This window comes from Bacillus sp. GMs2/2 (assembly GCF_050172095.1).
Classification (GTDB): Bacteria; Bacillota; Bacilli; order Bacillales; family Bacillaceae_G; genus Bacillus_A; species Bacillus_A cereus.
Genome location: NZ_JBNLYE010000004.1, coordinates 26,397 through 52,789, shown reverse-complemented (window position 1 = coordinate 52,789; position 26,393 = coordinate 26,397). Strand labels below are relative to the sequence as shown.

The window sequence follows — 26,393 nt, the reverse complement described above, 5'->3', positions numbered from 1 at the left end:
GAGCGTGTTTTCAAACTGCTCCTTTCTTGTTTTCAGGAAAGGGGCAGTTTTTTATTTTGTATAAAAGAAAGGAGAATGAGAGATGGGAGAATCATGGGGAAAAGGAACAATTTGTGTGCAAGGTGGCTATACGCCAAAAAATGGTGAACCACGTGTTTTACCACTTTATCAAAGTACAACATATAAATACGATACTTCAGATGATTTAGCAGCCCTATTTAACTTAGAGGCAGAAGGATATATTTATACACGTATTGGAAACCCTACTCTAGCCGCATTTGAGCAGAAGTTATCAGATTTAGAAGGCGGTGTAGGAGCTGTTGCAACGGCTTCTGGGCAAGCAGCTATTATGCTCGCAGTTTTAAATATTTGTAGTAGTGGGGATCATTTACTTTGTTCTTCAACGGTTTACGGGGGAACGTTTAATTTATTTGGAGTGAGTTTGCGTAAACTGGGTATTGATGTTACGTTCTTTAATCCAAATTTAACGGCAGATGAAATTACGGCGCTTGCTAATGACAAGACGAAACTTATCTATGCAGAATCGTTAGGAAATCCAGCGATGAATGTTTTAAATTTTAAAGAATTTTCAGCTGCTGCTAAAGAATTAGAGGTACCTTTTATCGTTGATAATACATTAGCAACTCCTTATTTATGCCAGGCGTTTAAACATGGGGCAAATATTATTGTTCATTCTACGACGAAGTATATCGATGGGCATGCGAGCTCCTTAGGCGGTATTGTAATTGACGGTGGAAACTTTGATTGGACAAATGGAAAGTATCCTGAACTTGTTGAACCAGATCCAAGTTATCACGGTGTAAGTTACGTTCAAAACTTTGGTGCAGCAGCGTATATTGTGAAAGCACGTGTTCAGCTATTAAGAGATTATGGAAATTGTATGAGCCCATTCAATGCATATATTAGCAATATTGGCTTAGAAACATTGCATTTACGAATGGAACGTCATAGTGAAAATGCTCTTGCAGTTGCTAAGTGGCTTGCTAGCCATGAACGTATTGAATGGGTGAATTATCCGGGCTTAGATAGTAATGAAAATTACTCATTGGCACAACAGTACTTGAAAAAAGGCGCTAGTGGTGTTTTAACTTTCGGTATTAAAGGCGGATTAGAAGCAGCAAAAGAATTTATCGCAAATGTAAAACTAGCAACTCTTGTAACGCACGTAGCTGATGCACGAACTTGCGTTATACATCCTGCTAGTACGACGCATAGACAATTAAATGCTGAAGATCAGCGTTTAGCTGGTGTTACATCTGATTTAATTCGTTTATCAGTTGGTATAGAAGATGTTTCTGATATTATTGCAGATTTGGAAGCAGCTCTAGTTGGGGGCAAAACACATGCCGATCATAATTGATAAAGATTTACCGGCTCGCAAAGTGTTACAAAAAGAAAATATTTTTGTAATGACGAAGGAGCGAGCGGAAACACAAGATATACGCGCTTTAAAAATTGCTATATTAAATTTAATGCCAACGAAGCAAGACACAGAGGCGCAATTACTTCGCTTAATTGGAAACACACCGTTACAATTAGATGTTCATTTGCTTCATATGGAATCACATCTATCTCGTAATGTAACGCAAGAACATTTAACAAGCTTTTATAAAACGTTTCGTGATATTGAAAATGAAAAGTTTGATGGGCTCATTATTACAGGAGCGCCAGTGGAGACCCTCGCTTTTGAAGAGGTAGATTATTGGGAAGAGCTTAAACATATTATGGAGTATTCAAAAACGAATGTAACATCTACGCTCCATATTTGCTGGGGAGCACAGGCTGGCTTGTACTATCATTATGGTGTTCCAAAGTATCCCCTTAAGGAAAAAATGTTCGGTGTATTTGAACATGAAGTTTGCGAGCAACATGTGAAATTGTTACAAGGATTTGATGAATTGTTTTTTGCTCCGCATTCTCGTCATACAGAAGTACGAGAGAATGATATTAGAGGAGTGAAAGACTTAACATTGTTAGCAAACTCTGAAGAAGCAGGTGTTCACCTTGTTATTGGGCCAGAAGGAAGGCAAGTGTTTGCCCTTGGACATAGCGAATATAGTTGTGAGACGTTAAAACAAGAATACGAACGAGATCGTGACAAGGGATTAAATATTGATGTGCCAAAAAACTATTTTAAACATAATAATCCAGATGAAAAGCCGCTTGTTAGGTGGAGGAGTCATGGTAATTTATTGTTTTCTAATTGGTTGAATTATTACGTGTATCAAGAAACCCCTTATATATTGTAAAGAAAGATTGTGTAACACGTGGCAACGTTTTCCTTGTAAAGATTAACCTTTATTTTTCCGAATGTTCAAAATACATTGTTTTTCAGATTTTTTACTCATATAATTTCATCTAAACACAATTTTTGAGGGGTGGACAGTACTATGAAAGAAATTCAAGTTGGGTTATTAGGTCTTGGGACAGTTGGCAGTGGTGTGGTTCGTATTATTACGGATCATCAAGAACGACTCATACACCAAGTAGGTTGTCCAGTGAAGGTAACGAAAGTATTAGTGCAAAACATTGAGAAAGAGAGAGAGGTAGAGGTACCTTCTACTCTATTAACACAAGATGCAAATGAAATTTTAGATAATCCAAATATTGATGTTGTCATTGAAGTGATGGGTGGCATTGATGATGCAAAATCATATATTTTACAAGCTTTAAAAAGCGGAAAGCATGTTGTAACTGCAAATAAAGACTTAATGGCATTACATGGGGCGGAACTATTAGCGACAGCAAAAGATAATAAGGCTGATTTATTCTATGAGGCGAGTGTGGCAGGGGGAATTCCAATTTTACGCAGTATCGTAGAAGGACTTTCCTCAGATCTTATTACGAAAGTAATGGGAATTGTAAATGGAACGACAAATTTTATTTTGACGAAAATGTCAGACGAAGGGAGAGCATATAACGACGTGTTAAAAGAAGCCCAACAACTTGGATTTGCAGAAGCAGATCCAACATCAGATGTAGAAGGTTTAGATGCAGCAAGAAAAATGACGATTTTAGCTACTCTCGGTTTCTCTACAAATGTAGAGCTTGGAGACGTGAAAGTAAAAGGGATTACCTCTATTACAGAGGAAGATATTGAATATAGTAAGAGCTTAGGTTATACAATTAAATTAATCGGTCTTGCAAAACGAGATGGTGAAAAATTGGAGGTTACAGTTGAACCAACTTTACTTCCAAATACACATCCTCTTGCGGCAGTACAAAATGAATATAACGCTGTGTATGTTTACGGTGAAGCAGTTGGGGAAACGATGTTTTATGGACCAGGCGCAGGAAGTTTACCAACAGCGACAGCTGTTGTTTCGGATTTAGTTGCTGTAATGCAAAATATTAGATTAGGGGTAACAGGAAATAGTGCTGTAGTCCCACAATATCAAAAAGTATTAAAAGAGCCAGACGAAATTGTCGTGAAAAAGTTTTTAAGACTGCATGTAAAAGACGAAATTGGTGTATTTGCAAAAATTACTTCATTGTTCTCTGAGCGCGGAGTTAGCTTTGAGAAAATTATTCAAATGCCGCTTGAAGAGAAAGGAAAGGCTGAAATTGTAATTGTAACGCATCGTGCGTCTCTTGCTGATTATGATTATATTCTACATACGTTGCAAGGGTATGAAGAAATAGATTGTTTGAAAGCGAACTATCGAATTGAAGGGGATGCTAAGTAGTATCCTTACCATAAAACAGAAAGAGCCTATTAAGCAGCTTGCTTAATAGGCTCTTTTCTATTTAAAATCTGCGTACCAACTTGAATAAATGCTTGGATAATCCAGCCTGTTGTAAAGGATAAGATGATTGTTCCAAAATAGATAGGTCCGTCTAATAAAAAGCTTAACGTTAAAAATAAAAAGGCTAATGAAATCTCTGTTCTTCTAAACGTCCATTTTTTCTTCTCAGCAACCGTTAAAACGAAAGCTTCTTGAGGCGCTGCGCAAAGGTTTGTAGAGACGTAAAGACCAATTCCAGCTCCAACGAATAGATTTCCGCAAATAAGTGTTATATATTTTGGAAGAGAGCGGATAGCGTCCATAATAGTTGTAATGGAACCAATCCAATCAACAAAAAGAGAAATAAGAACCATCGTTACAATTGTACCGATTGTAATTTGTTTTTTATTCCAAAAGAGTACGATAAGTGTAAAGGCAAAGTTAATCATAAAAATCCAAAAACCAATACTTATGCCAAAATTTTGATATAGTGCAATAAAGAAGGAATCATAAGGGCTAAGTCCAAAGGAAGTAATTGTCGTCATCATATTAATACCGATGGCAAGAATGAGTAAACCGCCAATGAAAAATATATATTCTAATTTGAATCGAAGCATAGTTGTATATCCTTTCTAAATGTATTTGCTAGGAAAGGATATATTGTGGAAAGCTTACCAGGTCAAGGGAGAATTTTTGTGAGAAGGGGAAAATGAGATGACAAATATAAGAAAGATTGCTGAACTTGCTGGAGTATCTGTTTCAACTGTTTCACGTGTACTAAATAATCATCCGTACGTAAATGAACAGAAACGAAAAGAAATTTTAGCGATTATAGAAGAATTAAATTACACGCAAAACGTGAATGCGATTCATTTAGTGAAAGGAAAAACGAATGTAATTGGCGTTTTATTACCACACGTAAATGATCAATATTATAGCGCTATTATCGAGGGGATATCAAAAGAGACAGCCAAGAATAATTATAATATGATGCTTTGCCAGACGAATTATAGCGAAGAAAGAGAACTAGAAATTTTAAATATGTTAAAAATGAAAAAGCTTGATGGGGTTATTATTTGTTCTCGGGCAAATAGTAAGGAGAAGCTTGAAGAATATACAAAATTCGGCCCGATTGTTATGTGTGAAGAAATAGATTCAAAATGCATTTCAAGTGTCCATATCGATTACTACAAAGTATTTTCACTTGGGATGAAAAGCTTAATAGATGCCGGTCATACACATATTGGATATTGTATTGGAAGAAGTAATAGTGTTAATAGCCAAAGACGAAAGAAGGCATATGAAGATTCGCTTCAACAGAGTATCGTAACACCGCTAGAGACCTGGAAATTTGAGGGTTGTTTTACAGTGGAAGATGGACGCAATGTAATTAGAGAATGGGCTCATATGTCAGTAAAACCGACGGCGTTCCTTGTATCTTGTAACCATATTGCAGCGGGGATGGTTACAGAAGCAAAAAAACAAGGAATTCGTATTCCAGAGGATATTACGATTATCGGGTGTGATGATCAAGAGGTGGCAGATATATTGGGTATAACGACGATTTCGCATTCTAGTAAAAACGTTGGAGTAAAAGCGTTTGAATTATTATATGAAAAGATTAATGAAGAGAAATTAGATGTGAAGCATATAGAGTTATTACCAGAGTTAGTAAATAGAGAAACGACGTAATTGAGAAGGTGTGAAAATCGCTTTTCAAAATTTCGTTTGGTATAATTATGGACAATCTATGAGGGCTAAAAGGGGTTTTGATATGAGATCAAAAGTAGTAAAAGTAATTCTACTCATTACAATTGCATCTTTCTGTTTATTTGCATATGGCTTTGTTTCAGGTGTAAATGATGTATTAAATCCGAAAGCTTCAAATTTAATTAAAAAGACCGATGTAGTGGCAAAAGAGAAAAAGAAAACGGGAACGTTACAAATCGTTAGTTTAGGTGATTCATTAACGCGTGGCGTTGGTGATAAAGAAGGAATTGGCTATGTTGGGCGAATGAAAGAGGATTTACAAAAAGATTATAAGCAAAAAATTGCATTAACAAATTTAGCAGTTAGTGGTGCAAAAATGCCCGATTTATTAAAACAAATTGAAAGTAATGGCGCTCAATATTCAATTAAGCAAGCAGATGTAATCGTGTTAACGATTGGTGGGAATGATTTGTTCCCAGGCTGGGAATCGCTTGGGAAAATAGATTTAGAGACGTATCGTCCTGACACAGAAACGTTTCAAAATGAAGCAAAGAAAATTATAGAAGAAATTCGTAAATTAAATACAGATAGTCCGATTTTTTGGCTTGGTTTATACAATCCTTTTGAAGATGTAGAAGATTTAAAAGGGTCTTCAAACATTGTTGTGGACTGGAATGCATCTTTAGAGAAGTTAGCGCTAAACGATAAAAATGTGTATATTACACCGACATTTGATTTATTCCAAAACCGCGGGAAAGATTTATTATACTCTGATCATTTTCATCCGAACGAAGTAGGTTATACGTATATGGCAGAACGTTTAGTTCAAAATGTTGTAAGTAAATTAAAACTAGAACAAGGAGGGGTAAAATGACGACGATACTTTCCGTACGAGATTTGAAGAAGGTAATTGGAAAGAAGACTCTTGTAGAGAATATTTCCTTTGATGTAAAGCAAGGAGAAGTGTTCGGGTTCTTAGGACCAAATGGTGCTGGAAAGACGACTACCATTCGAATGTTAGTCGGATTGATTAAGGCGACAGAAGGTAAGATTTCTATCGGTGGTTATTCGATTAAGGAAAATTTCAGAGAAGCGATGCGTCAAATTGGGAGTATCGTTGAAAACCCAGAGTTGTATACATATTTAACGGGATGGGAAAATTTAAAGCAATTTGCTCGTATGTTAGGTGATATATCAGATGAACGTATTATTGAAATTGCTGAAATGGTTCATTTAGATGAAAGAATTCATGACAAGGTAAAAACGTACTCACTTGGTATGAAACAACGCCTTGGAATTGCGCAGGCGCTCCTTGGGAATCCAAAATTGCTCATATTAGATGAGCCAACGAATGGTTTAGATCCAGCAGGGATTAGAGAACTTAGGGAATTTATACATAAGCTTGTAAAAGAAGAAAATATGAGCGTGTTTATTTCAAGTCACTTGCTAAGTGAAGTGCAAATGATATGTGATCGCGTTGCTATTATTCATAAAGGAAAAATGATAACAGTTGCCAAGGTTGAAGAATTAATTAAAACAGCAAGTGATCGTGTAGAATGGATTGTTACACCAATTTCTAAGGCGAAAGATATGCTAGAAGCGGCCGAAGAAGTAAGGGAAGTGAGTGTAGAAGGCGATCGATTACTATGCCGCATGGATATTGCATCTATAAGTAGTTGGAATAAACACTTTGTCGAAAATGAAATAGATGTACATAGCGTTAAGGAGCTTGTATTTACGCTAGAAGATTTATTTATTGAACTCACAAGGGGTGAGCAGCATGCGTGAATTTGCGAATCTAGTTTTAAATGAATCAGAAAAGATTTACCGTAAGAAACGTATTTTTGTTGTCATGCTTATTTTAGCAATCTTGATCCCGCTTTTTGTGTATGCGCAGTATCGTGAAATAGAAACGACACAAAAAAGACTCGGTACAACCGATTGGAAGGTTTCATTGCAACAGCAAATTGTTGATTCTCAGAACCGGTTGAACAATTCTAGGTTGCCAGAAGAATGGCGTGATTGGTTAAAGGTAAGAGTTGAGCAACAACAATATTATTTAGATCATGATATTAATCCGATGGCACCGGGTGCACCGACTTTTGTCAGATCATTTATTGAACAAGGAATTACATTATTTATTCCGCTTCTCGTAATGATTGTCGCCATTGATATCGTTTCAGGAGAACGAAGTGATGGGACGATGAAGATGTTACTTACGCGGCCAATTCGGCGCTGGAAAATACTCCTTAGTAAATACGTGACGATGTTATTTTTCATTTCGCTCATACTGTTTCTTGTAGGTTTGTTTGCTTACATATTATCAGGGCTTGTATTTGGATACTCGGGATGGAATTTACCTGTTTTAACAGGATTTGTTATTGATAAGGAAACGCTAAATACGAACTTTGTGCATCTTATTCCGCAGTGGCAATACATCTTAATGGCGTATGGACTAGCATGGTTTGTTGCTATCGTTGTCGGAACTATATCATTTATGGTCTCTGTTTTAATTCGTAATACACCAGCTGGTATGGGCGTTATGCTAGCTGCATTAATTGCAGGCGGTATTTTAAGCTCGTTCGCAACATCTTGGGAAGGCGCCAAATATATTTTTAGTGTGAATTTATCATTAACGGATTATTTATCAGGAAAATTACCTGCATTACAAGGTTTAACGATGGGATTTTCTTTGATGAATTTAACTGTTTGGGCAGTTGTTTCCCTTGTTATTTCGTTCGTAGTATTTACAAGACAGGATATGGTGAATTAATTAGACAGGAAGTGACAGTATGGAAAATGTTTTAAAGAATGATTGGGAGCCACTATTGGCACCAGAATTCGAGAAAGAGTATTATCTTACTCTATCCAGTTTTTTGACAGAAGAATATAGCACGCATGTTGTTTATCCGAAGGTAGAAGATATTTTTAACGCTCTTCAGTATACAAGTTATGAAAATACAAAGGTTGTTATTTTAGGACAAGATCCATATCATGGACCGAATCAAGCGCATGGTTTAAGCTTTTCTGTGCAACCTGGTGTTAAAACACCACCGTCATTGTTAAATATGTATAAAGAACTTCGAGATGAATATGGTTATGAAATCCCGAATAACGGTTATTTAGTAAAATGGGCGGAACAAGGAGTATTATTACTAAATACCGTATTAACAGTTCGTCAAGGCGAAGCAAATTCTCATAAGGGAAAAGGATGGGAGCACTTCACAGATCGTGTAATTGAACTATTGAATGAACGTGAAAAGCCAGTTATTTTCATATTGTGGGGGCGCCATGCGCAGGCGAAGAAGAAGTTAATTACGAATCCGAATCATCATATTATCGAATCTGTACATCCAAGCCCACTATCGGCAAGACGTGGTTTCTTTGGTAGTAAGCCATATTCTAAAGTAAATACGATTTTAGCTAATATGGGCGAAAGAGAAATTGATTGGGAAATTCCAAATTTATAAATAGAAAAGGTAGTTAACAGTCGTTAACTACCTTTTTATTATTATTGTTGCTCGTTCTTTAATTTTGCATCTAGTACAAAAGTGCCAAATGGGATAACTGATGAAACAAATGCTCCAAGTGCCCATAAAATTGATTTACGGTGTACGATTGTTACTTGAATTACTGCAAAGATGAATAGAATAAATAGAACACCATGAGCCATGCCTGTAATTTTAACAGCTGTTGCAAATCCTGCGAAATATTTCAATGGCATTGCTACAAATAATAGTAATAGGAAAGAAATACCCTCAACTAGTCCAATTGCTCTTAATCGTCCGATTGGTGTAGATAACATAAAGTAGCCTCCTTTAACGTATGCTTGTATATAGTAAATTTGTATTCTTTTTCAAAATAAAATAGTCTATTTTGTTTCATTATATACAAAAAGAAAGTTTACACTACGAGAATAGTGCAAAGTTCAAAATATAGTCACAAAAGCATGAGAATTTAAATAAAAACCTATTTGAAGTATTTGACTTCAAATAGGTTTTGTGAATGAAAATATTAAACAAGTACATCCGTTTTTAAAACGAATTTCTCTACAACTTTTGCAACACCATCGTTCATATTTGTATCTGTTACGTAGTTTGCAATTTCTTTAATATCATCAGGTGCATTGCCCATTGCAACGCCAAGACCAGCAAATTCAATCATCGCTTGGTCGTTATAGCTATCGCCCATTGCGATAACTTCTTCACGCTTAATGCCGAGCTTTTGGATCAGTTTGTTTAAGCTCGTTCCTTTTGTAACACCAGCTTCAGTAAATTCTAAGAAGAATGGTTTCGAACGCATCACGCTTAATTGGCCTTCTAGCTGTTTTTGTAGTTTTTTTTCAACTTCAACAAGGCGTTCAGCTTCTTTATTCATTAATACTTTTACTACGGGCTCTTTAACTGCAGCTTTAAAGTCATCTACTACAACAATTGGCATACCAGTAATATCGCCCTCAATTTCAGTATAAGGATTATTTTCTTCCGTTACGATATCATCGCCCATATAAGTATGAATCCATACATCTTCAGTTTTACTAATTTCAAATAGGTTGTGAACGATTTCAGGAGATAGTGTACTACTAAAGATTTCTTCGTTTGTTTTACAGTTAATAATTTTTGCACCATTAAAAGATAAAATGAAACTGCCGTATTCTTCTAAACGAAGTTCTTTCGCTACATTGCGCATACCGAACGTTGGACGTCCAGAAGCAAGTACAACCTTTACGCCTTGCTCTTGTGCAGTCATTAACGCTTCTTTCGTACGAGGTGAAATAGTATGGTCATCACGTAATAAAGTATCATCTAAATCTAAAACAATCATTTTATAAGTCATATAGAAAATTCCTTTCTTTAATTGAAATCAAAATACATGTTCATGAAGAGATTGAGGAATAATAGTAAGACATCAAACCTCTTTGAAAAGAAGTAGATAAATTATTATGAGTGTGTTGCTCATAATATTGGTTAATAATCATTGGGGATGAATAAAACCCCAATGATTAAAGTTTGATTTTATCGTAACAACTCTAAAGGTAGAGTGCAATAATGGAAGTTTTCCAATTTAAGATATTTGTTTTGCTGTGGAACGAGAAAATAGTATTTCTAGCAAGATTGCCATTACAGATCCAAGAACGAGACCATTACTTAAAAACGATGCTAGAAATGGTGGAAGTGTGGAATATGCTCCTGCTGGAACAAACATAACTCCGACTCCTGTAAAGATTGAAAGACCGGCTACTTTAAATAATCGTTCTTTATCCTGGACAGTTTCGTATTCTCGAAAGGCGAGGCCAATCATGCTTGCGAATACAGGATAAATAGCGGCATAACCAACTGCAACAGGGATTGCTGCAAAGAATGAAGTAATCTTTGGAAATATACTAACGACAATAATAAAGCTTGACCCTAATATAAACGGGAGACGTTTATAAATATTAGTCGTTGCAATAAAACCTGCTGATCCAGAAATAGCGACAGGCCCAATAGCTGAAAATAGGCCGCCTAGCAATTGGTTGATTCCTGTTATAATGCCAGCTTGTTTAAAACGATCTGATGCAGCGTTTTCTTCATATTTAGAGACAACCTTTTGTACAACGCGAATACTTGCTAACATATTTGTTAGAAGTAAGAGCGTAACGAAAATGACCGTAATTACCATGTTCCATTCAACACGAGGCATTCCAAAAACAAATAAGGATGGAAAACGGATTATGTCTGTCACTGGTGTTATTGGATTAGATAATCCGAAGCATGCGAATAATATCCAGCCGCATACGATACTGAAAAGAACGGAATATTGTCCAATAATAGGTAGCTTCATGATGAAAAAGGATAGTAAAATAACAATGAGTGAAAGAATAAATACGTTAGGTTGTACTTCTGTATGTTTTCCATCAAGGCCAAACATTCCCTTTAAGAAGGAGCCACTAAGCTGCGCGACAAGAAGAAATAAATACGTTCCAATGACTGTCGGTGTAAAATAGCGAACGAGTTTATCAATAAGTCCAAAAACGCTAAGAATAATACAAATAATACCACTTAATAAGAAAGCATATTGAAGAACTTTAAGTGTCTCATTATTTGATCCAAATAGTACGACGCCTAAACTTGCGTAAAGAGAGAAAATTCCCCACCAAAGGCCAGCAGGACCTTCTTGAATAGGAAGTTTATGCCCAAATATAGCTTGCAAGAGACCAGCAAAACCTAGAACAAATAATGTTCTTTGTACAAATGCGATGGCTTCAGCGCCATTAAGACCATAACTAGTTGCGACACTAATTGGTACAATAAGGCTTCCAGCTAAAATAAATAGTGCCCATTGTAAGGCAGAAAGAAATGTCTTCATTATATCAACCTCTTTCATAGATTCCGTATCTAGTATATACGTATTTTATTTCCACTGGCAAAGATTGTAGATAGAGAAAAGAGTTGAAACACAGTATGAATGCACGTAAGCAATTATGGATAGCAGTTATATGTATGACTTTTGTTGTAATTCTAGGAACGATAGGATTTATGACGATTGAAGAGATTAGTTTGTTTCAAGCATTTTGGATGACAATGATTACTGTATTGACTGTTGGATACGGAGATGCCGTTCCTGTAACGCAAGCGGGGAAAGTATTTGCGCTTCTTATTATTCCTGTTGGCGTAGGTATTGTTACGTATGCAATTGGGGTAGTGGCAGCTATGATTATTGAAGGGAATTTATTTCATGCAGTACGGAGGAAGAAGATGGATAAACAAATAGCGCAGTTGAAAAATCATATTATAGTATGTGGTTGCGGTAGAGTGGGGCTTCAAGTTGTACATGAATTGCAAGAAAAGAATATTCCATTTGTCGTTGTTGATAAAGATGAAAGTATATTGGAGCAGGAAAAGCTTTTATTTGTACATGGAGATGCAACGGAAGATCAAGTATTACATAATGCCGGAATTTTAAAAGCAGCTGGTTTAGTTGCTATTGTTGCAAATGATGCCGAAAATGTATTTATTACATTAACAGCAAGAGGGTTAAACGATACGATTAAAATTGTGGCGAGATCTGAAAAGCCAGAAACTGAAGAGAAATTAAGGCGTGCTGGTGCAAATAAGGTTATTAATCCATCTAGTATGGCGGGTATTCATATCGCAAAAGGTATTGCAAATCCATTAACTGTTCATTATATTGATACAGTGTTGTATGGAGTAGAACAGTCATTTGTCATTGAAGAAATTCTAGTTGGAAAAGATTCAATATTGGTTGGTAAATCGTTACTAGAGAGTAATGTAAGGAATCAGTTTGATGTAACAATATTAGCGATTTCAAGAAATGGGGATATTATACATAATCCGACAGGGCAGGAAAAATTGAAAGAACGTGATATGATAATAGTATTTGGTTCAGTAGAAAAATTGGGACAATTCGAGAAAGAATTACAAAGTACGAGGTGATAAGGAATGCAAATATCTAGCGACAAGATTTTAAATAAAATGGCGAATGAAATTGCGAAGGCAAAAAGTAGTGAAGGACAAAAGTCAAAAGAACATTTATTAGTTGTGCGTGCTTTATGTGACTTATTATTAGATGAACAAGTTGAAACATCTACATATAGAGAACCGAAAATTCAATCGCAAGTAATTGGATCACAACCAGTAACAACTATGCAACCAATTGCACCTGTTTCTGGGGAGCCAGTATATATAAAAGAAAGTGATGCAAACGGTAATTCTTTATTTGATTTTTAGAAGATAAATCGTTTGGCTTATATGCAAAAATTGCTTATGATAAAGGTAAAAAAGGGGAATTAAGATGAAAATTTTCTTTTTACTAGGTTGTATTGCAGCGGGGCTATCTGTTGCGTTAGGGGCCTTTGGAGCACACGGTTTAGAAAATAAAATTTCTGCAAAAATGTTAGAAGTTTGGAAAACAGGCGTTACATATCAAATGTTTCATGCAGGTGGACTATTCGTAGTTGCTTTATTGATGGATAAGGTTCAATCATCACTTTTAACTACTGCTGGTTGGCTAATGGTAGCTGGAATTATTATGTTCTCAGGTAGTTTGTATGCATTAAGTACGACAGGCATTAAGTTCTTTGGTCCAATTACACCTCTTGGTGGTGTAGCGTTTATAGTGGCGTGGATTCTAGTAGGGACTGCAGTTGTAAAAGGATTATAAAAAAACAAAAGCTGGCATTTGCCAGCTTTTTTTATGGTCTTGGAGTATAAGTTGCTTGTTGACTAGGTAAATACGTAATTTCTTCTGGAAACTCTACGTAATCTAAGTAGATCATTAGTAGTAAATAGCGTTTTCCTGATTGCGGTTCACTAATAACAATATGGTCACGGCCAGCTGCTTCAATAATACCTGTATAAGATTGTGTACCAAGGGAACTGCCACGTTCATAAGTCATTACAACCGTAGCTTGCTTACCTTTGTTTAAACGAAGGATATTTTCAATATAGGATTGCTCTAGAGGTAACATGCCTTGAGAAATTGCATATTGAGCTTGCGCAGCTTGAGCTGTTTGTTGTTGCATCGCTTGCTGCTGTTGTTGAGTCATTTGTTGCGGTTGTACATAAGTTCCAGATGGTTGATAAAAACCTGTTCCATAGTACGGGTTTTGTTGCTGTGCCATTCAAAAATCCCTCCTCATTTTTATTCCTTAATATACGCTAGGGCAGTCTCCAGCAGATGGCTGGAAGAAGCAGTGCTTTTTAAAGCGACCAGAGTTTTGTTGGTTATACCAAGTTGGTGGACATGCCCCTTCAGGTCTAAAGAACCATAAGGCAAAGTTAGCAGGCCAAAAACGTTGCCCTTGAATGGTCCGTCTCGCTAGGGCAATATCTTGTTCACGTGCCCGTTGATAAAAGTATCCTTTTTGCGTTGCTTCAAAACCGCCGGGGTTTTGATAAACCATTTGACGTAAATTACGAATGCTTTTAAAGTCTAAACAATTTCCGCGGACACGATTTACCCCAACGTTTCCGACCATTAACATTCCTTGTTGTCCTTCTCCTTCGGCTTCAGCACGCATCAGTCTAGCTAACAACTTTACATCTTCTTCGTTATAAGCAATAACTCCCATTATGTGTCACCTCTCTTTTTGGAATACCTTTTGGAAAGAGGTTTATCTCTAGATGAAGTGTGTAACAATTACTAGTTCATACGTATGAGGAAAAGGGCTCAGATATGACAACCAAACGAAGTTTTACATTGAGAGCGGAAAATAAAAAAAGCTAGCGTGAGCCAGCTTTTTTATTAAAAAACTTTAGACCATAAGTTTGAGAAGAAATCACCAATAGAGCGCATTGTTAACACAAACCAATTTGCTTTTTCAACTTCCTCTGTCGTTTTTGCAGTAACTTTCATACTTTTACTACCGTCTAAGAAACCATATTTATCAGTTGATTCTAAAGTAATTGAGCCTACTTTGGCATCTTTCTTAATAGGAGCAACTAAATGTCCATCTTCAGCAAGAGATTTATCTAATTCAGTCCCAATTTTATAAGGTTCTTTGCTACCTTTTTTCGCAATTACTGTTATTTCTTTTTCGGGTGCAACAGTTACTTGGTCTTCTTTCCCTTTTACTACAGAGATTGTATTGTTCTTATTAACTTTTAGTTTTTGTTTTTCAAAGTTATTAAATCCGTATTCGATTAATTCACGAGATTCTGTGAAACGTTCATCCATTGATTTTGTTTTAATAATAACCGAGATAAGACGTACATCACCACGTTTAGCAGTAATAGTAAATCCGTATCCAGCTGTATCAGAACTTCCAGTTTTTAAACCATCAGTACCTTCATAAGCGAAAGCAGCTCCTGGTAACATCCAATTCCAGTTTTCCATACGAATTGGTTTTGGGTGATTGTCTGGGAAGTTTCTAAATCTTTGTTTTGTATCCTCTAGCATTTCTGGATACTTTGTAATCATTGCTTTTGAAAGCATACCCATATCACGAGCTGACATAGAGTTTTCTGCATTTGGATCAGTACCCTCAGGATGTTTTCCTTTTAAGTCAGCGTTATTTAAGCCCGTAGCGTTTACAAATTTATATTTCTTTAATCCTAGCTTTTTAGCATGTTCATTTGCAAGATTTAAGAAGTTTTTCTCACTTCCTGCAAGAAGTTCTGCTAAAGCGATACTAGATCCATTTGCAGAGAATATAACAATAGAATGATATAATTCTTTTACAGTATATTGACGTCCTTTTTCGAACGGTACATTAGAGAATTCATTATTACGAGAGACTTCATAAGCGTAATCAGAAATATTTACTTTCGTATCCCATGTGATTTTTCCTTCTTTAATTGCTTCTAAAACAGCGTAAACAACAATTAATTTCGACATACTAGCAATAGCCAGCAATTCATCTGGATTTTGCTCGTGAAGTATTTTTCCAGTATCTGCATCAAATAAAAGTGCAGCGGCTGCCTCAATATGTATTTTTTCTTCCGCATGGGATGTTGTTACTCCTAAGGAAGAAATTGACAATACAAGCAATAGTAAAATAGACAAAATCTTTTTCATATAGATTATCACCTTCGCATCGTTATTTAGCATATAGCTCGTATCATTTTAGCATATCTTTACATATAAAAAGGTTACAATTTTACAATAAATTTGAAAAAATGTCGGTTTTTCTTCAAAAGTGCAGAAAAAAGGAGATTTTTGAGGATAAATATAGAGAAGAATAAAAAAAGGAACGAATTTCGTTCCTTTTCACCATTTATATGTGTAAAAATTTCTCTACTTTTCCGTCTGGTAAAATGTTTCCAACGAAGAATGTTCCAAATTCACCATAACGAGCACTTACTTCATCGAAGCGCATTTCATATATAAGTTTTTTAAATTGAAGAACATCGTCAGCGAATAATGTTACGCCCCATTCGAAATCGTCGAATCCAACAGATCCTGAAATCACTTGGCGTACTTTACCTGCGTATTGACGGCCAATTTTACTATGACTGTACATCATTTTTTTACGCTCTTCCATAGGAAGCATGTACCAGTTGTCATCACCTTGGCGACGCTTATCCATTGGATAGAAGCAAATATGATTTGCTTTCGGCAATTCAGGATATAAGCGAGCTAAAATTTGCGGGTTTTGGTATGGATCCTCATCAGCTGGAAGATAGTTGCTTAATTCAACAACAGATACGTAAGAATATGCAGGAACCATATATTCAGCTAAAGTTGTTTTATTCAATTCTGTCTCAATTTCATTTAACTCTTCCATTGTTGGACGTAAAATCATAAGCATAATATCAGCTTTTTGGCCAACAACTGTATACATTGCGTGACTACCTTTTTTCGCAGTAGCTACTTCGTTCCATTTTTCAACGACATTTAAAAATTCAGACACTGCTTGTCCGCGTTCGTCGCTAGATAATGTTTTCCATGCAGCCCAATCAATAGAACGTAAATCATGTAAACAATACCAGCCATCTAACGTTGTTGTTGCTTCACTCATTCTATTCACCTCAGTTAATGATAGTTTTACACGTTAACTATAGCATATATAGTTTTAAAATCATCTATATAAAACCTTGGCGCATAAAATTGTCACATTTAAGTGTTTAAGCGAGGTGAATTTAACGGCTGAATTTTATGAAAATATAATCATTTTTATTTTATCTATTTTTTGGGAGCTATAAGTTTAAAATATAGAAGAAAAGCAGTATTCTTAAAGATAGAGTTTTTTTAACATATGTAGGAGGGTTTATTCGTGAGCAACTTATTTACAACAGTAAAAGAAAAAGTTCAAGGAAAAGGCATTTCTATCGTACTTCCTGAAGGAACTGATGAAAGAATTTTAGGCGCTGCAGAGCGTTTAGCAAAAGAAGAGTTAGTAAAACCAATCTTAGTTGGTAATAGAGAAGAAATTAGCGCAAAAGCTGCTAGCATGAATTTAACATTAGCAGGCGTTGATATTTACGACCCAGCTACATACGAAGAAATGGATGCAATGGTAGCATCTTTCGTTGAACGCCGTAAAGGTAAAGCAACTGAAGAAGACGCTCGCAAAATCCTTAAAGACGAAAACTACTTCGGTACAATGCTTGTATACATGGGCAAAGCACACGGTCTAGTAAGTGGTGCAGCTCACTCTACAGCTGATACAGTTCGTCCAGCACTTCAAATTATTAAAACAAAACCAGGCGTTACAAAAACTTCTGGCGTATTCATCATGGTACGTGAAGAAGAGAAATATGTATTCGCTGATTGCGCAATTAACATTGCACCAAACAGCCAAGATTTAGCTGAAATCGGTATCGAAAGTGCGAAAACTGCTGAGTTATTCGGCATTGATCCACGCGTTGCTATGTTAAGCTTCTCTACAAAAGGTTCTGCGAAATCTCCAGAAACAGAAAAAGTTGTAGAAGCAACTCGCATTGCAAAAGAAATGGCTCCTGAGTTAACTTTAGATGGAGAATTCCAATTCGATGCTGCATTCGTACCATCTGTAGCTGAGAAAAAAGCTCCAGGTTCTACAATTAAAGGTGATGCTAACGTATTCGTATTCCCAAGCTTAGAAGCTGGTAATATCGGCTACAAAATCGCTCAACGTTTAGGTAACTTCGAAGCAGTAGGACCAATCTTACAAGGCTTAAACATGCCTGTAAATGACCTATCTCGTGGATGTAACGAAGAAGAAGTGTACAAGTTAGCTTTAATTACAGCAGCTCAAGCACTTTAATTCTATAATGAATTGAAATAAAGACCGTCGCTATTATAGCGACGGTCTTTATTTTTCTAAACCAAGTGCTTTATTATTACGATCAATAATACGTTGTAAATTCGTCTCATATAAAGAAATCTCATCTATTGTTAATTGAGATGGTGTTAACTTTGGAGCGAATTGCTGCAATGTTTTTAAAAGACGCATCATTAAATCTTGTACTGTAATGGTTTCACCAAGTAATTCTGAGAGTGAGGCCATCGTACTTGGTACAATTTCAGGGTACGTAAAGCGTGTTTCTTCCCCTTGAATTGCTAGGTTGTAGAAATCACGAACGAGTGCGGCACGCTCAGAGCCACTTCCGGTAGCGCAGAGATAGATTTGGACAGCGACACCTCCGCGAATACGACGTTGTGAAATACCAGCGAATTTTTGATCGCGAATACTTAAGTCATAACTACCAGGACAGTAAGAGCCGACAATTTCTTTTGCCTCGATAGTAACGTCGTAATCCTTTAACATCTCCTTAATCAAATGCCACATTGTATCGTATCCAAGGTCAATATCGATACCTTTTTCTGTTTCTTGGAATAAAAGTGATACGTTTAAAACACCTTCATCAAGCACGACCGCAAGCCCGCCAGAATTACGGACAATAACATTGAAGTTGTTTTGTTTTAAAAAAGAAATACCTTCTTCTAAATGCGGAAGGCGTGAATCTTGAATGCCAAGGACAATTGTATTGTGATGAACCCATGAACGCATTGTTGCGACTGACTTGCCATTTCCAATGCTTGTGCATAATGTGTCATCCATTGCGAATGACTGAAGTGCATGGAATGTTGGTCCTAAACTAGATTGATCTACAATGCGCCACTCTGGCTGAGATAAAATGGAACGGGAATTGCTCATATAACTAACCCCTTATCTTTAAAATGACAATCTCTATTATAGCAAAAAATGAAGAATGGAGTTTTCTCACATATAAAGGGGGAGCTTATAGGTGAAATAATAAAAAGGATGCATTACATGCATCCTTTTTATTCTGCAATTTTTTCTAAATTACCGTTTCGGTCCATTCGGAAAGATGTTTGAGAACGTTCTTCGTCATCCATGACTGCCAATTTACGAGCTCGGTTCATAATGTTCATAAGTGTTTCGTAATCTTCTTGTACAGTATGAGATTGCTTTTCTAATTTTTCTAGTTTCTTTTCTAGTTCCTCATTCCGAAGGATTTGTGCTTTAATTTCTTGTTTCAATCTCGTATTCTCGTTTTCAAGAGCTGTCACTTTTATATTTGAAGATCCGACTGTTTGTAAAAAATAAATAACATCTTGCATTGTCATAGAGCTTCTTGCAGCAGGAGCAGTAGCTTCTTGATATGGAATAGCTTCTTTATATTGTACGATTGATTCTTCTTGTACTAATTCTTCGTAATCAGTTATCGAATCTGAAGCTGGTGGTGTATAAAGTAAACGTTTTTTCGCTTGTTCACCGCTTGCAGCACGCATTTTATCTTTACGATGTTTTTTTGCTAGTTGAAGAGCTTGTTCATAGCTATAGCGAACAACAGCATTCCAGCGGAAACCACAAGCAGCAGATGTACGATTTAACTGATCCCCTACTTCCTCAAATGCATTTAATTGCGTACTTCCTTCTCTAACATGACGAAGTACCGTTTCAGCAAGTAATAAATCATCCTCATCTGTCCAAGCATCTTGTCTTACTTTCATAGATTCAACTCCCTTTCTTTTTATGAACTTCCTATTTTTATAATGGGCAAAAAAATAAACTTTTATACAAAGCTTTTAAAAATATGGTAGATTTCGATGAAAGGTAAAAATTTTCCCATGAATGGTGAGTGCTTCTGTAGGAGAGCATATAAAATATGTAGCATTATGTAGAGAATAGGCTTTGTAGGGAAACTTGCAACGAGCTTCAAAGAGCGGTAAAATACCATTTAGTGTTTATTTTTAAACGTACTTGAGAAAAGTTTAAAATAGAGGAAGTGTTATATAATGGGAAACGAGTTTCGCGTGTGCGATGACTGTCAGGCAACGAACGTTAAAACGTTAGTTCCGAAGTTAAAAAAAGTAGATTCATGTGCAACGATTGAAGTTGGATGTCAGTCTTACTGTGGTCCTGGTCGTAAAAAATCATTCGCATTTGTAAATAACCGTCCAGTTGCGGCTCCAACAGAAGATGAGTTAATCGCAAAAATTGAAGCAAAGTTAAATAAGTAAGAAAAAGAAGAGTGAAAAGATTACTCTTCTTTTTTATGCCCATAAGAGGAATAATTTATTCTGCGAAAGTACTCTTGTGTGGACGAACGTTTTCTAAAGGATAGACACAACTTTTGTATTAAAATTCCAATTTGTATAAATTTATATTTCAAAATAATGGTTGACAGTCTTTTAAAGCGCTAGGTAGAATAGAAGTGTCTGATTCTGATAATCATTATCAGGAAAATAACAATTCACCTAATTTTTTTATTACTATTTGAGAATAAATTTCATTTCAATAAATATATGTTGTTAGTTAGGATGGTTGAGGGATGGAAGCGAGCGCAAGCAGTATAGAACAGCAAGAAGAGAATGTTAAAGAGATTAAGAGCAGACCGCTTATCGCTTCTATTATTTTAGTAGCGGGTACAGTTTTATTAGCTTTAAGCATGGCAGTTTCTATTTCTTTTGGGGCTGCAGATATTAGTTTAAAGACTGTATGGCAAGCTGTATTTCAGTTTGATGGATCTATTACACATCATAATGTAATTCAAGAGCTTCGCATGCCTAGAGCAATAGGGGGTGTAGTTGCAGGTGCCTTTTTAGCGGTATCAGGAGCAATTATGCAAGGTATGACGCGAAATCCACTTGCTTCACCATCGTTAATGGGGATTACAGATGGGGCTGTATTTGGAATTGCAATTATGTATGCATTTTTTCCTAATTCACCTTATTTAATGTTTGTTATCGCATCTTTTATTGGAGCTGCGTTTGGTGCAAGCATTGTATATGGAATTGGGTCTTCTTCACCAGGGGGATTAACACCTGTGAAATTAGCTTTAGCAGGTGCAGCTATTAGTGCTTTATTAGGGGCAATTTCATCTGGAATCGCATTGTATTTCAATCTTGCCCAAGAGGTAAGCATGTGGAATGCAGGCGGGGTTGCTGGAGTGAAATGGCAAAGTATTAATATGTTAGTGCCAATTGGCCTTGTTTGTCTTTTTATAGCAATTATGATGTCGAGATATATTACAATTTTGAGCTTCGGTGAAGAAATTGCAATTGGACTTGGTCAAAATACGACATTAATTAAATTTATAGGAACAGTACTTGTTCTCGTTTTAACGGGTTCCGCAGTTTCCATGGCAGGATCAGTTGGATTTGTTGGTCTTGTAATTCCGCATATGACTCGTTTCCTCGTAGGCTCGGACTATAGATGGGTTATTCCATGTTCTGCGGTCTTAGGTGGGCTGTTAATTGAATGTGCAGATATGTTATCTCGCGTTATTAACCCGCCATTTGAAACGCCAATTGGAGCAATTACAGCGCTAATTGGGGTTCCATTCTTCCTCTACTTAGCACGTAATGAAGGGAGAGGAAAGATGTGAGGACGAGTGTCTTAACAAAAAAGAACATTTCTATATTAACGATTTTAGTAGGACTAATCGTTTCTATATTTCTTATTAGTTTAAATACAGGAACTTTTAAAATCCCGCCAATGGACGTATTAAAGTCATTGGTTGGACTAGGGGCTGAAGATCAGTCTGTTATTTTATTTGAATTCCGTATGCCGCGTATGGTAATTGCTATACTAGTCGGATCTGCTTTAGCTATGTCAGGTGCGATTTTGCAAGGTTTATCACGAAATCCGCTTGCTGATCCAGGTATTATAGGTATTAATGCTGGAGCGGGATTAACAGTTGTTATATTCGTCTACTTCTTCTTCGGGAAAGTAGGGACTGGTACATTTTTATCTGTATTCATTCTTCCATTCTTCGCACTAGTTGGAGCGATATTAGCAGCGGTAATTATTTATTTACTAGCATGGAAAGACGGCGTTTCATCGACTCGATTAATACTTGTCGGTATTGCCGTTGCAGCTGGATTTGGAGCTGTTAGTTTAATTTTCTCTATGAAGATGACATCTAACGATTTTCGTTTTGCTACGATTTGGCTGGCGGGAAGTCTATGGGGTACAGATTGGAAATTCGTATTAAGTGTACTTCCATGGATGGTTATTTTCTTACCGCTTGCTATAAGTAAAGCACACATATTAAATGTAATGAACCTAGGCGATTCTACAGCAGTTGGCCTTGGTGTAAACGTAGAAAAAGAACGACGTAAATTATTATTTATTGCAGTTTGTTTAGCAGGTGCATCTGTTGCTGTTGCGGGCGGAATTGGCTTTATCGGTTTAATGGCCCCGCATTTAGCAAGGCGCCTTGTTGGTGGTAAACATCAAATTATGTTGCCCACAGCTGCGCTAATAGGAACGTTTTTACTTTTATTTGCAGACGTGATTTCAAGAAGTGTATTAACAACTTCAGAAATACCAGTCGGTCTTGTTATTTCTGTAATTGGTGCACCATATTTCATTTATTTACTTATGAGGACAAAATAAAGGGAGGCTTTTCGTATGGCAACTTTAGCGGTGGATGCGGTATCTGTTGGCTATAATGAAGGTTTAATTATTGACGGGTTAACAGTTGAAATTCCGGAAGGGAAAATTACAACAATTATTGGACCAAATGGCTGTGGGAAGTCCACATTATTAAAAACGGCGTCTCGTATTTTGAAGGCAAAGCAAGGTACTGTTTATCTTGACGGAAAAGCAATTGAGAAACAGCCAACGAAAGAAATTGCAAAGAAAATGGCGATTTTACCACAAACTGCAGAAGTGCCAACGGGTCTTACTGTATTTGAGCTTGTGTCATATGGAAGATTCCCTCATCAAAAAGGGTTTGGCACGTTGAAAGAAGAGGATTATCGCTACATTAACTGGGCACTTGAAGTGACAGGAATGAAAGAATTTGCGAATCGTCCAGCAGAAGCGCTATCAGGTGGCCAACGTCAACGTGTTTGGATCGCAATGGCTCTTGCACAAGGAACAGAATTACTTGTATTGGATGAACCAACAACGTACTTAGATATGGCTCATCAATTAGAAGTATTAAACTTATTGAAAAAGTTAAATGAAGAAGAAGGTAGAACAATTGTTATGGTTATCCATGACTTAAACCACGCTTCTCGTTTCTCTGATCATATGATTGCATTAAAAGCAGGTAAGTTAATGAAACAAGGAACGCCAGATGAAGTTATGACAAGTGAAACACTTCGTAACGTATTTGAGATTGAAGCTCAAATCGTTCCATGTCCAGTAAACTGTAAGCCAATTTGTTTAACATATGATTTAGCGATGATTAGTAATCAATTGCGTAAAAAAGCATAAGTAGAACCCCCTCGTAAAGAGGGGGGCTTCTAATGGACGTTGAGCTTCTTATATATGAATGGGAAGTTGAACGCCCGTTAGAATGGGTTATTAACAACAGTTAATAAATATATATTAATTAATTGTTATCTTTGTTTCTTATAGTTCATTGTAACTTATAAGATAAATACAGCTAGAAGGAGTGGGAACATGAAGAGTTTTAAAATGGCACTATTAGCAATGGTACTAGTTGTGACTTCTGTACTATTTGCAGCTTGTTCTAACAAAGAAGAAGAAAAGAAAGCAGATGCAAAGACTGAAGAGCGCACTGTAAAACATGCAAAAGGGGAAATTAAAATTCCTGCAAACCCAAAGAAAATTGCTGACCTTAGTGGTTCAACAGAAGAATTATTAATTTTCGGTATGAAACCGGTTATTACTGCTAATACATCTCAAGAAAAAATTGATGCACATATTGAAAAGAAACTAAAAGACGTTAAACCAGTTGGTTCTGCTTGGGGCGATAAAATTAACATCGAAGCAGTAGCTGCTGCAAAACCAGATTTAATTCTTGTAAATAATCGTCAAGAAAAGATTTATGATCAATTATCTAAAATTGCACCAACAGTTATGTTAAACACTCCATTAGATCAATGGCGTCCAAAATTCGAAGAAGTAGGTCAAATCTTCGGTAAAGAAAAAGAAACAAAAGAATGGTTCAAAAAGTATGATGAAAAAGCAAGCAAATTACATGACAAAATCGTCGCTAAAACTGGTGAAGCAACATTTATGAAAATGGCTGCATATCCAAATGCTTTCCGCGTATATGGTGATTACGGTTACGGTAGCGTAATCTTTAATGATTTAAAACTACCAGCAGTTAAAGGTACACCAACTGATAAACCGTTAGTACAAGTACAAAAAGAAGCTTTAATCGATTACAACCCAGATTACTTATTCGTATTTACAACTGGTGACGGTTCTCAGCGCTTAAAAGAATTCCAAGAAGAATCAATTTGGAAAAACATGAACGCTGTTAAAAATAACCACGTATTTACAATTAAAAATGAAGACTTAAACAAAGGTTACTTCCCACTAGGGAAAGATATGATCTTAGACGAAGTTGCTGAATTCGTTTTAGGTAAATAATGTATGAAGGAAATCACTTTTACTTCGGTAAAGGTGATTTTTTCTTTTTATAAAGGGAATTAATACAGTCTTTCATTTCTTTCTGTTTCTCATTTCGTTTATAATATAAAGTAAGAATGTAGTAAAGAAAGGGGGATGTCGGAAAGTGGTATATTTAAACGACAAACTCAGCGAAACAAAAGTGTTTAAAGACCCAGTACATAAATATGTGCACGTGCGTGATCGTGTTATTTGGGATTTAATCGGAACGAAAGAATTTCAACGCTTGCGCCGTATTAAGCAGCTTGGAACGACATTTTTTACATTTCACGGTGCAGAGCATAGTCGCTTTACTCATTCGTTAGGTGTATACGAAATTATTCGTCGTATGATTGATGATGTGTTTGATGGCAGACCAAATTGGAATGCTGAAGATAGATTGTTATGTTTATGTGCGGCATTACTTCATGATGTCGGTCACGGCCCATTTTCTCACTCGTTTGAAAAAGTATTTTCATTAGATCATGAGAAATTTACGCAAAAGATTATCGTAGGCGATACGGAGATTAATGATGTATTAAGTCGTGTTGATAAGGAGTTTCCACAAAAGGTAGCAGATGTAATTGCAAAAACGTCTACTAATAAATTAGCGATTAGTATGATTTCGAGCCAAATTGATGCGGATCGTATGGATTATTTATTAAGAGATGCTTATTTTACAGGCGTAAAGTACGGAAACTTCGATATGGAACGTATACTGCGTGTAATGCGTCCGTATGGGAATCAAGTAGTCATTAAAAATAGTGGTATGCATGCTGTTGAGCATTACATTATGAGTCGTTATCAAATGTATTGGCAAGTATATTTCCACCCGGTAACGCGAAGTGCAGAAGTTATTTTAACGAAGATTTTACACCGTGCGAAATCACTGCACGAGAAGTATTATACATTTAAAAATCATCCTGTTCATTTCTATTCTTTATTTGAAGAAGAAGTAACAGTAGAGGATTATTTAAAGTTAGACGAGAACGTTATGTATTACTACTTCCAAGTATGGCAGGAAGAAGAAGATTCAATTTTAAGCGATTTATGCCGCCGTTTTATGAATCGAAACCTATTTAAATATGTAGAGTTTACAGATAAACACGGTTTAGATAATTGGATGGAATTAAGTAGTTTATTTAAAAAGATTGGACTTGATCCGGAGTATTATTTAGTAGTTGATTCAACATCAGACTTACCGTATGACTTTTATCGTGCAGGAGAAGAAGAAGAGCGCCTACCAATCTTACTTCTTATGCCAAACGGAGAGCTTAGAGAGCTTTCACGTGAGTCGGATATTGTTGAGGCGATTACAGGTAAGAAAAGAACGGATCAAAAGCTATTCTATCCACATGATTTAATCTATGAAGATGGAAGAAAAGGAAAATATAAAGAGAGAATTATTGAGTTGTTAGAAGGAAAGAAATAAGAAGCAGCTAATGGCTGCTTCTTATGAAAAAACTTGAAATTATTTGTCACTTAAGCGTTTTCCGCCAACTGCATAATGGTTTTTAGACATTTCTTCGATGAAAACAACGATGTTTTCTTCAGGAGCACCAGTTGTTTCGCTTACTGCTGCTGTTACTTTCTCAGCAAGAGCTTTCTTTTGTTCTTCTGTGCGTCCTTCTAGCATTTTCACTGTTACGTATGGCATGTACAATCGCTCC

29 protein-coding genes are annotated in these 26,393 nt (G+C 36.2%); 18 read left to right on the top strand and 11 right to left on the bottom strand.

Going from position 1 to position 26,393, the window contains the following annotated elements:
* Positions 1–82 precede the first annotated feature (82 nt).
* From ACQGS6_RS01635 to ACQGS6_RS01625, 3 genes are all read left to right on the top strand, one after another.
* The gene (locus tag ACQGS6_RS01635) at positions 83–1,381 is read left to right on the top strand and encodes a bifunctional O-acetylhomoserine aminocarboxypropyltransferase/cysteine synthase (protein WP_426964853.1); all 1,299 of its coding nucleotides are present in this window, start codon (positions 83–85) and stop codon (positions 1,379–1,381) included.
* Entirely contained in the window at positions 1,365–2,270 is a 906-nt protein-coding gene (gene metA, locus ACQGS6_RS01630; RefSeq protein ID WP_001121538.1) for a homoserine O-acetyltransferase MetA, read from the top strand. The genes ACQGS6_RS01635 and metA overlap by 17 nt, the downstream gene beginning before the upstream one ends.
* A gap of 141 nt (positions 2,271–2,411) precedes the next feature.
* Positions 2,412–3,707, top strand: coding sequence for a homoserine dehydrogenase (locus ACQGS6_RS01625; RefSeq protein ID WP_000659109.1), 1,296 nt, complete (start codon positions 2,412–2,414; stop codon positions 3,705–3,707).
* Between the two features lie 29 nt (positions 3,708–3,736).
* Here ACQGS6_RS01625 and ACQGS6_RS01620 read toward each other — a convergent pair whose 3' ends face one another.
* Positions 3,737–4,363 (bottom strand): YczE/YyaS/YitT family protein, encoded by a 627-nt coding sequence (locus tag ACQGS6_RS01620; RefSeq protein WP_000943411.1) that lies wholly within the window; start codon positions 4,361–4,363, stop codon positions 3,737–3,739.
* Positions 4,364–4,460: 97 nt separating this feature from the next.
* Between ACQGS6_RS01620 and ACQGS6_RS01615 the strand changes: the two genes are divergently transcribed.
* The 5 genes from ACQGS6_RS01615 to ACQGS6_RS01595 are packed head-to-tail and all read left to right on the top strand — an operon-like array spanning position 4,461 to position 8,926.
* Positions 4,461–5,438, top strand: coding sequence for a LacI family DNA-binding transcriptional regulator (locus tag ACQGS6_RS01615; protein WP_000181959.1), 978 nt, complete (start codon positions 4,461–4,463; stop codon positions 5,436–5,438).
* Between the two features lie 10 nt (positions 5,439–5,448).
* A complete protein-coding gene (locus ACQGS6_RS01610) occupies positions 5,449–6,330 on the top strand; it encodes an SGNH/GDSL hydrolase family protein (RefSeq protein WP_002022849.1) in 882 nt (293 codons plus the stop codon).
* Entirely contained in the window at positions 6,327–7,244 is a 918-nt protein-coding gene (locus ACQGS6_RS01605) for an ABC transporter ATP-binding protein (RefSeq protein WP_000207709.1), read from the top strand. Before ACQGS6_RS01610 ends, ACQGS6_RS01605 begins: the two co-directional genes overlap by 4 nt.
* Entirely contained in the window at positions 7,237–8,229 is a 993-nt protein-coding gene (locus ACQGS6_RS01600; RefSeq protein WP_426964852.1) for an ABC transporter permease subunit, read from the top strand. Before ACQGS6_RS01605 ends, ACQGS6_RS01600 begins: the two co-directional genes overlap by 8 nt.
* Positions 8,230–8,248: 19 nt before the next feature.
* Positions 8,249–8,926: a uracil-DNA glycosylase gene (locus tag ACQGS6_RS01595; RefSeq protein WP_000432520.1), complete on the top strand. Its 678-nt coding sequence runs from the start codon at positions 8,249–8,251 to the stop codon at positions 8,924–8,926.
* A gap of 41 nt (positions 8,927–8,967) precedes the next feature.
* Here the strand turns inward: ACQGS6_RS01595 and ACQGS6_RS01590 are convergent, their stop codons facing one another.
* From ACQGS6_RS01590 to ACQGS6_RS01580, 3 genes are all read right to left on the bottom strand, one after another.
* Positions 8,968–9,261: a DUF3817 domain-containing protein gene (locus tag ACQGS6_RS01590; protein ID WP_000953396.1), complete on the bottom strand. Its 294-nt coding sequence runs from the start codon at positions 9,259–9,261 to the stop codon at positions 8,968–8,970.
* Positions 9,262–9,470: 209 nt separating this feature from the next.
* Positions 9,471–10,292 carry a Cof-type HAD-IIB family hydrolase gene (locus tag ACQGS6_RS01585; RefSeq protein ID WP_000221382.1) on the bottom strand — a complete coding sequence of 274 codons (822 nt, stop codon included), beginning with the start codon at positions 10,290–10,292 and terminating at the stop codon, positions 9,471–9,473.
* A 228-nt stretch (positions 10,293–10,520) separates the two neighbouring features.
* The gene (locus ACQGS6_RS01580) at positions 10,521–11,804 is read right to left on the bottom strand and encodes a purine/pyrimidine permease (protein WP_000847044.1); all 1,284 of its coding nucleotides are present in this window, start codon (positions 11,802–11,804) and stop codon (positions 10,521–10,523) included.
* 95 nt (positions 11,805–11,899) lie between these two features.
* Between ACQGS6_RS01580 and ACQGS6_RS01575 the strand changes: the two genes are divergently transcribed.
* The 3 genes from ACQGS6_RS01575 to ACQGS6_RS01565 all read left to right on the top strand — a co-directional run bounded on the left by ACQGS6_RS01575 (position 11,900) and on the right by ACQGS6_RS01565 (position 13,619).
* Entirely contained in the window at positions 11,900–12,892 is a 993-nt protein-coding gene (locus ACQGS6_RS01575; RefSeq protein WP_426964851.1) for a potassium channel family protein, read from the top strand.
* 6 nt (positions 12,893–12,898) lie between these two features.
* A complete protein-coding gene (locus ACQGS6_RS01570) occupies positions 12,899–13,186 on the top strand; it encodes a YwdI family protein (protein WP_001167349.1) in 288 nt (95 codons plus the stop codon).
* Between the two features lie 64 nt (positions 13,187–13,250).
* Positions 13,251–13,619 carry a DUF423 domain-containing protein gene (locus ACQGS6_RS01565; protein WP_000688315.1) on the top strand — a complete coding sequence of 123 codons (369 nt, stop codon included), beginning with the start codon at positions 13,251–13,253 and terminating at the stop codon, positions 13,617–13,619.
* 31 nt (positions 13,620–13,650) lie between these two features.
* On the opposite strand, the gene gerQ is transcribed toward ACQGS6_RS01565, so the two are convergent.
* From gerQ to hemQ, 4 genes are all read right to left on the bottom strand, one after another.
* Positions 13,651–14,079: a spore coat protein GerQ gene (gene gerQ / locus ACQGS6_RS01560; protein WP_000068652.1), complete on the bottom strand. Its 429-nt coding sequence runs from the start codon at positions 14,077–14,079 to the stop codon at positions 13,651–13,653.
* A 27-nt stretch (positions 14,080–14,106) separates the two neighbouring features.
* Positions 14,107–14,529, bottom strand: coding sequence for a cell wall hydrolase CwlJ (cwlJ, locus tag ACQGS6_RS01555; RefSeq protein WP_000538167.1), 423 nt, complete (start codon positions 14,527–14,529; stop codon positions 14,107–14,109).
* Between the two features lie 173 nt (positions 14,530–14,702).
* On the bottom strand, positions 14,703–15,974 hold the full coding sequence (locus ACQGS6_RS01550; RefSeq protein ID WP_000722867.1) for a serine hydrolase: 1,272 nt from the start codon (positions 15,972–15,974) through the stop codon (positions 14,703–14,705).
* 199 nt (positions 15,975–16,173) lie between these two features.
* Entirely contained in the window at positions 16,174–16,917 is a 744-nt protein-coding gene (hemQ, locus tag ACQGS6_RS01545) for a hydrogen peroxide-dependent heme synthase (RefSeq protein ID WP_426964850.1), read from the bottom strand.
* Between the two features lie 255 nt (positions 16,918–17,172).
* On the opposite strand from hemQ, the gene pta reads away from it, so the two are divergent.
* A complete protein-coding gene (gene pta / locus ACQGS6_RS01540; RefSeq protein ID WP_000067225.1) occupies positions 17,173–18,144 on the top strand; it encodes a phosphate acetyltransferase in 972 nt (323 codons plus the stop codon).
* A gap of 48 nt (positions 18,145–18,192) precedes the next feature.
* On the opposite strand, the gene ACQGS6_RS01535 is transcribed toward pta, so the two are convergent.
* Together ACQGS6_RS01535 and ACQGS6_RS01530 are read right to left on the bottom strand one after the other, a co-directional pair.
* A complete protein-coding gene (locus ACQGS6_RS01535) occupies positions 18,193–19,038 on the bottom strand; it encodes a lipoate--protein ligase family protein (protein ID WP_426964849.1) in 846 nt (281 codons plus the stop codon).
* Between the two features lie 128 nt (positions 19,039–19,166).
* Positions 19,167–19,859 (bottom strand): RsfA family transcriptional regulator, encoded by a 693-nt coding sequence (locus tag ACQGS6_RS01530; protein WP_098250871.1) that lies wholly within the window; start codon positions 19,857–19,859, stop codon positions 19,167–19,169.
* A 285-nt stretch (positions 19,860–20,144) separates the two neighbouring features.
* Here ACQGS6_RS01530 and ACQGS6_RS01525 point away from each other — a divergent pair, with 285 nt between their 5' ends.
* From ACQGS6_RS01525 to ACQGS6_RS01500, 6 genes are all read left to right on the top strand, one after another.
* A complete protein-coding gene (locus tag ACQGS6_RS01525) occupies positions 20,145–20,369 on the top strand; it encodes a DUF1450 domain-containing protein (RefSeq protein ID WP_000526078.1) in 225 nt (74 codons plus the stop codon).
* 311 nt (positions 20,370–20,680) lie between these two features.
* A complete protein-coding gene (locus ACQGS6_RS01520; protein ID WP_000388296.1) occupies positions 20,681–21,736 on the top strand; it encodes a FecCD family ABC transporter permease in 1,056 nt (351 codons plus the stop codon).
* Entirely contained in the window at positions 21,733–22,749 is a 1,017-nt protein-coding gene (locus ACQGS6_RS01515; protein WP_001260757.1) for a FecCD family ABC transporter permease, read from the top strand. The genes ACQGS6_RS01520 and ACQGS6_RS01515 overlap by 4 nt, the downstream gene beginning before the upstream one ends.
* Before the next feature lie 15 nt (positions 22,750–22,764).
* On the top strand, positions 22,765–23,577 hold the full coding sequence (locus tag ACQGS6_RS01510; protein ID WP_000212068.1) for an ABC transporter ATP-binding protein: 813 nt from the start codon (positions 22,765–22,767) through the stop codon (positions 23,575–23,577).
* A gap of 189 nt (positions 23,578–23,766) precedes the next feature.
* Positions 23,767–24,705: an ABC transporter substrate-binding protein gene (locus ACQGS6_RS01505; RefSeq protein WP_000834582.1), complete on the top strand. Its 939-nt coding sequence runs from the start codon at positions 23,767–23,769 to the stop codon at positions 24,703–24,705.
* Positions 24,706–24,850: 145 nt separating this feature from the next.
* Positions 24,851–26,155, top strand: a complete 1,305-nt coding sequence (locus ACQGS6_RS01500; RefSeq protein WP_000262731.1) for an HD domain-containing protein — start codon at positions 24,851–24,853, stop codon at positions 26,153–26,155.
* 39 nt (positions 26,156–26,194) lie between these two features.
* On the opposite strand, the gene ACQGS6_RS01495 is transcribed toward ACQGS6_RS01500, so the two are convergent.
* Positions 26,195–26,380 carry a 2-hydroxymuconate tautomerase gene (locus tag ACQGS6_RS01495; protein WP_001147171.1) on the bottom strand — a complete coding sequence of 62 codons (186 nt, stop codon included), beginning with the start codon at positions 26,378–26,380 and terminating at the stop codon, positions 26,195–26,197.
* Between the last annotated feature and the right edge of the window lie 13 nt (positions 26,381–26,393).

Excerpts from the sequence above, each read along its gene's own strand:
- ACQGS6_RS01635 (WP_426964853.1), top strand. The coding sequence starts at position 83 with ATGGGAGAATCATGGGGAAAAGGAACAATTTGTGTGCAAGGTGGCTAT.
- metA (WP_001121538.1), top strand. The coding sequence starts at position 1,365 with ATGCCGATCATAATTGATAAAGATTTACCGGCTCGCAAAGTGTTACAA.
- ACQGS6_RS01625 (WP_000659109.1), top strand. The coding sequence starts at position 2,412 with ATGAAAGAAATTCAAGTTGGGTTATTAGGTCTTGGGACAGTTGGCAGT.
- ACQGS6_RS01620 (WP_000943411.1), bottom strand. The coding sequence starts at position 4,363 with ATGCTTCGATTCAAATTAGAATATATATTTTTCATTGGCGGTTTACTC.
- ACQGS6_RS01615 (WP_000181959.1), top strand. The coding sequence starts at position 4,461 with ATGACAAATATAAGAAAGATTGCTGAACTTGCTGGAGTATCTGTTTCA.
- ACQGS6_RS01605 (WP_000207709.1), top strand. The coding sequence starts at position 6,327 with ATGACGACGATACTTTCCGTACGAGATTTGAAGAAGGTAATTGGAAAG.
- ACQGS6_RS01600 (WP_426964852.1), top strand. The coding sequence starts at position 7,237 with ATGCGTGAATTTGCGAATCTAGTTTTAAATGAATCAGAAAAGATTTAC.
- ACQGS6_RS01595 (WP_000432520.1), top strand. The coding sequence starts at position 8,249 with ATGGAAAATGTTTTAAAGAATGATTGGGAGCCACTATTGGCACCAGAA.
- ACQGS6_RS01590 (WP_000953396.1), bottom strand. The coding sequence starts at position 9,261 with ATGTTATCTACACCAATCGGACGATTAAGAGCAATTGGACTAGTTGAG.
- ACQGS6_RS01585 (WP_000221382.1), bottom strand. The coding sequence starts at position 10,292 with ATGACTTATAAAATGATTGTTTTAGATTTAGATGATACTTTATTACGT.
- ACQGS6_RS01580 (WP_000847044.1), bottom strand. The coding sequence starts at position 11,804 with ATGAAGACATTTCTTTCTGCCTTACAATGGGCACTATTTATTTTAGCT.
- ACQGS6_RS01575 (WP_426964851.1), top strand. The coding sequence starts at position 11,900 with ATGAATGCACGTAAGCAATTATGGATAGCAGTTATATGTATGACTTTT.
- ACQGS6_RS01570 (WP_001167349.1), top strand. The coding sequence starts at position 12,899 with ATGCAAATATCTAGCGACAAGATTTTAAATAAAATGGCGAATGAAATT.
- ACQGS6_RS01565 (WP_000688315.1), top strand. The coding sequence starts at position 13,251 with ATGAAAATTTTCTTTTTACTAGGTTGTATTGCAGCGGGGCTATCTGTT.
- gerQ (WP_000068652.1), bottom strand. The coding sequence starts at position 14,079 with ATGGCACAGCAACAAAACCCGTACTATGGAACAGGTTTTTATCAACCA.
- cwlJ (WP_000538167.1), bottom strand. The coding sequence starts at position 14,529 with ATGGGAGTTATTGCTTATAACGAAGAAGATGTAAAGTTGTTAGCTAGA.
- ACQGS6_RS01550 (WP_000722867.1), bottom strand. The coding sequence starts at position 15,974 with ATGAAAAAGATTTTGTCTATTTTACTATTGCTTGTATTGTCAATTTCT.
- hemQ (WP_426964850.1), bottom strand. The coding sequence starts at position 16,917 with ATGAGTGAAGCAACAACAACGTTAGATGGCTGGTATTGTTTACATGAT.
- ACQGS6_RS01535 (WP_426964849.1), bottom strand. The coding sequence starts at position 19,038 with ATGAGCAATTCCCGTTCCATTTTATCTCAGCCAGAGTGGCGCATTGTA.
- ACQGS6_RS01530 (WP_098250871.1), bottom strand. The coding sequence starts at position 19,859 with ATGAAAGTAAGACAAGATGCTTGGACAGATGAGGATGATTTATTACTT.
- ACQGS6_RS01525 (WP_000526078.1), top strand. The coding sequence starts at position 20,145 with ATGGGAAACGAGTTTCGCGTGTGCGATGACTGTCAGGCAACGAACGTT.
- ACQGS6_RS01520 (WP_000388296.1), top strand. The coding sequence starts at position 20,681 with ATGGAAGCGAGCGCAAGCAGTATAGAACAGCAAGAAGAGAATGTTAAA.
- ACQGS6_RS01510 (WP_000212068.1), top strand. The coding sequence starts at position 22,765 with ATGGCAACTTTAGCGGTGGATGCGGTATCTGTTGGCTATAATGAAGGT.
- ACQGS6_RS01505 (WP_000834582.1), top strand. The coding sequence starts at position 23,767 with ATGAAGAGTTTTAAAATGGCACTATTAGCAATGGTACTAGTTGTGACT.
- ACQGS6_RS01495 (WP_001147171.1), bottom strand. The coding sequence starts at position 26,380 with ATGCCATACGTAACAGTGAAAATGCTAGAAGGACGCACAGAAGAACAA.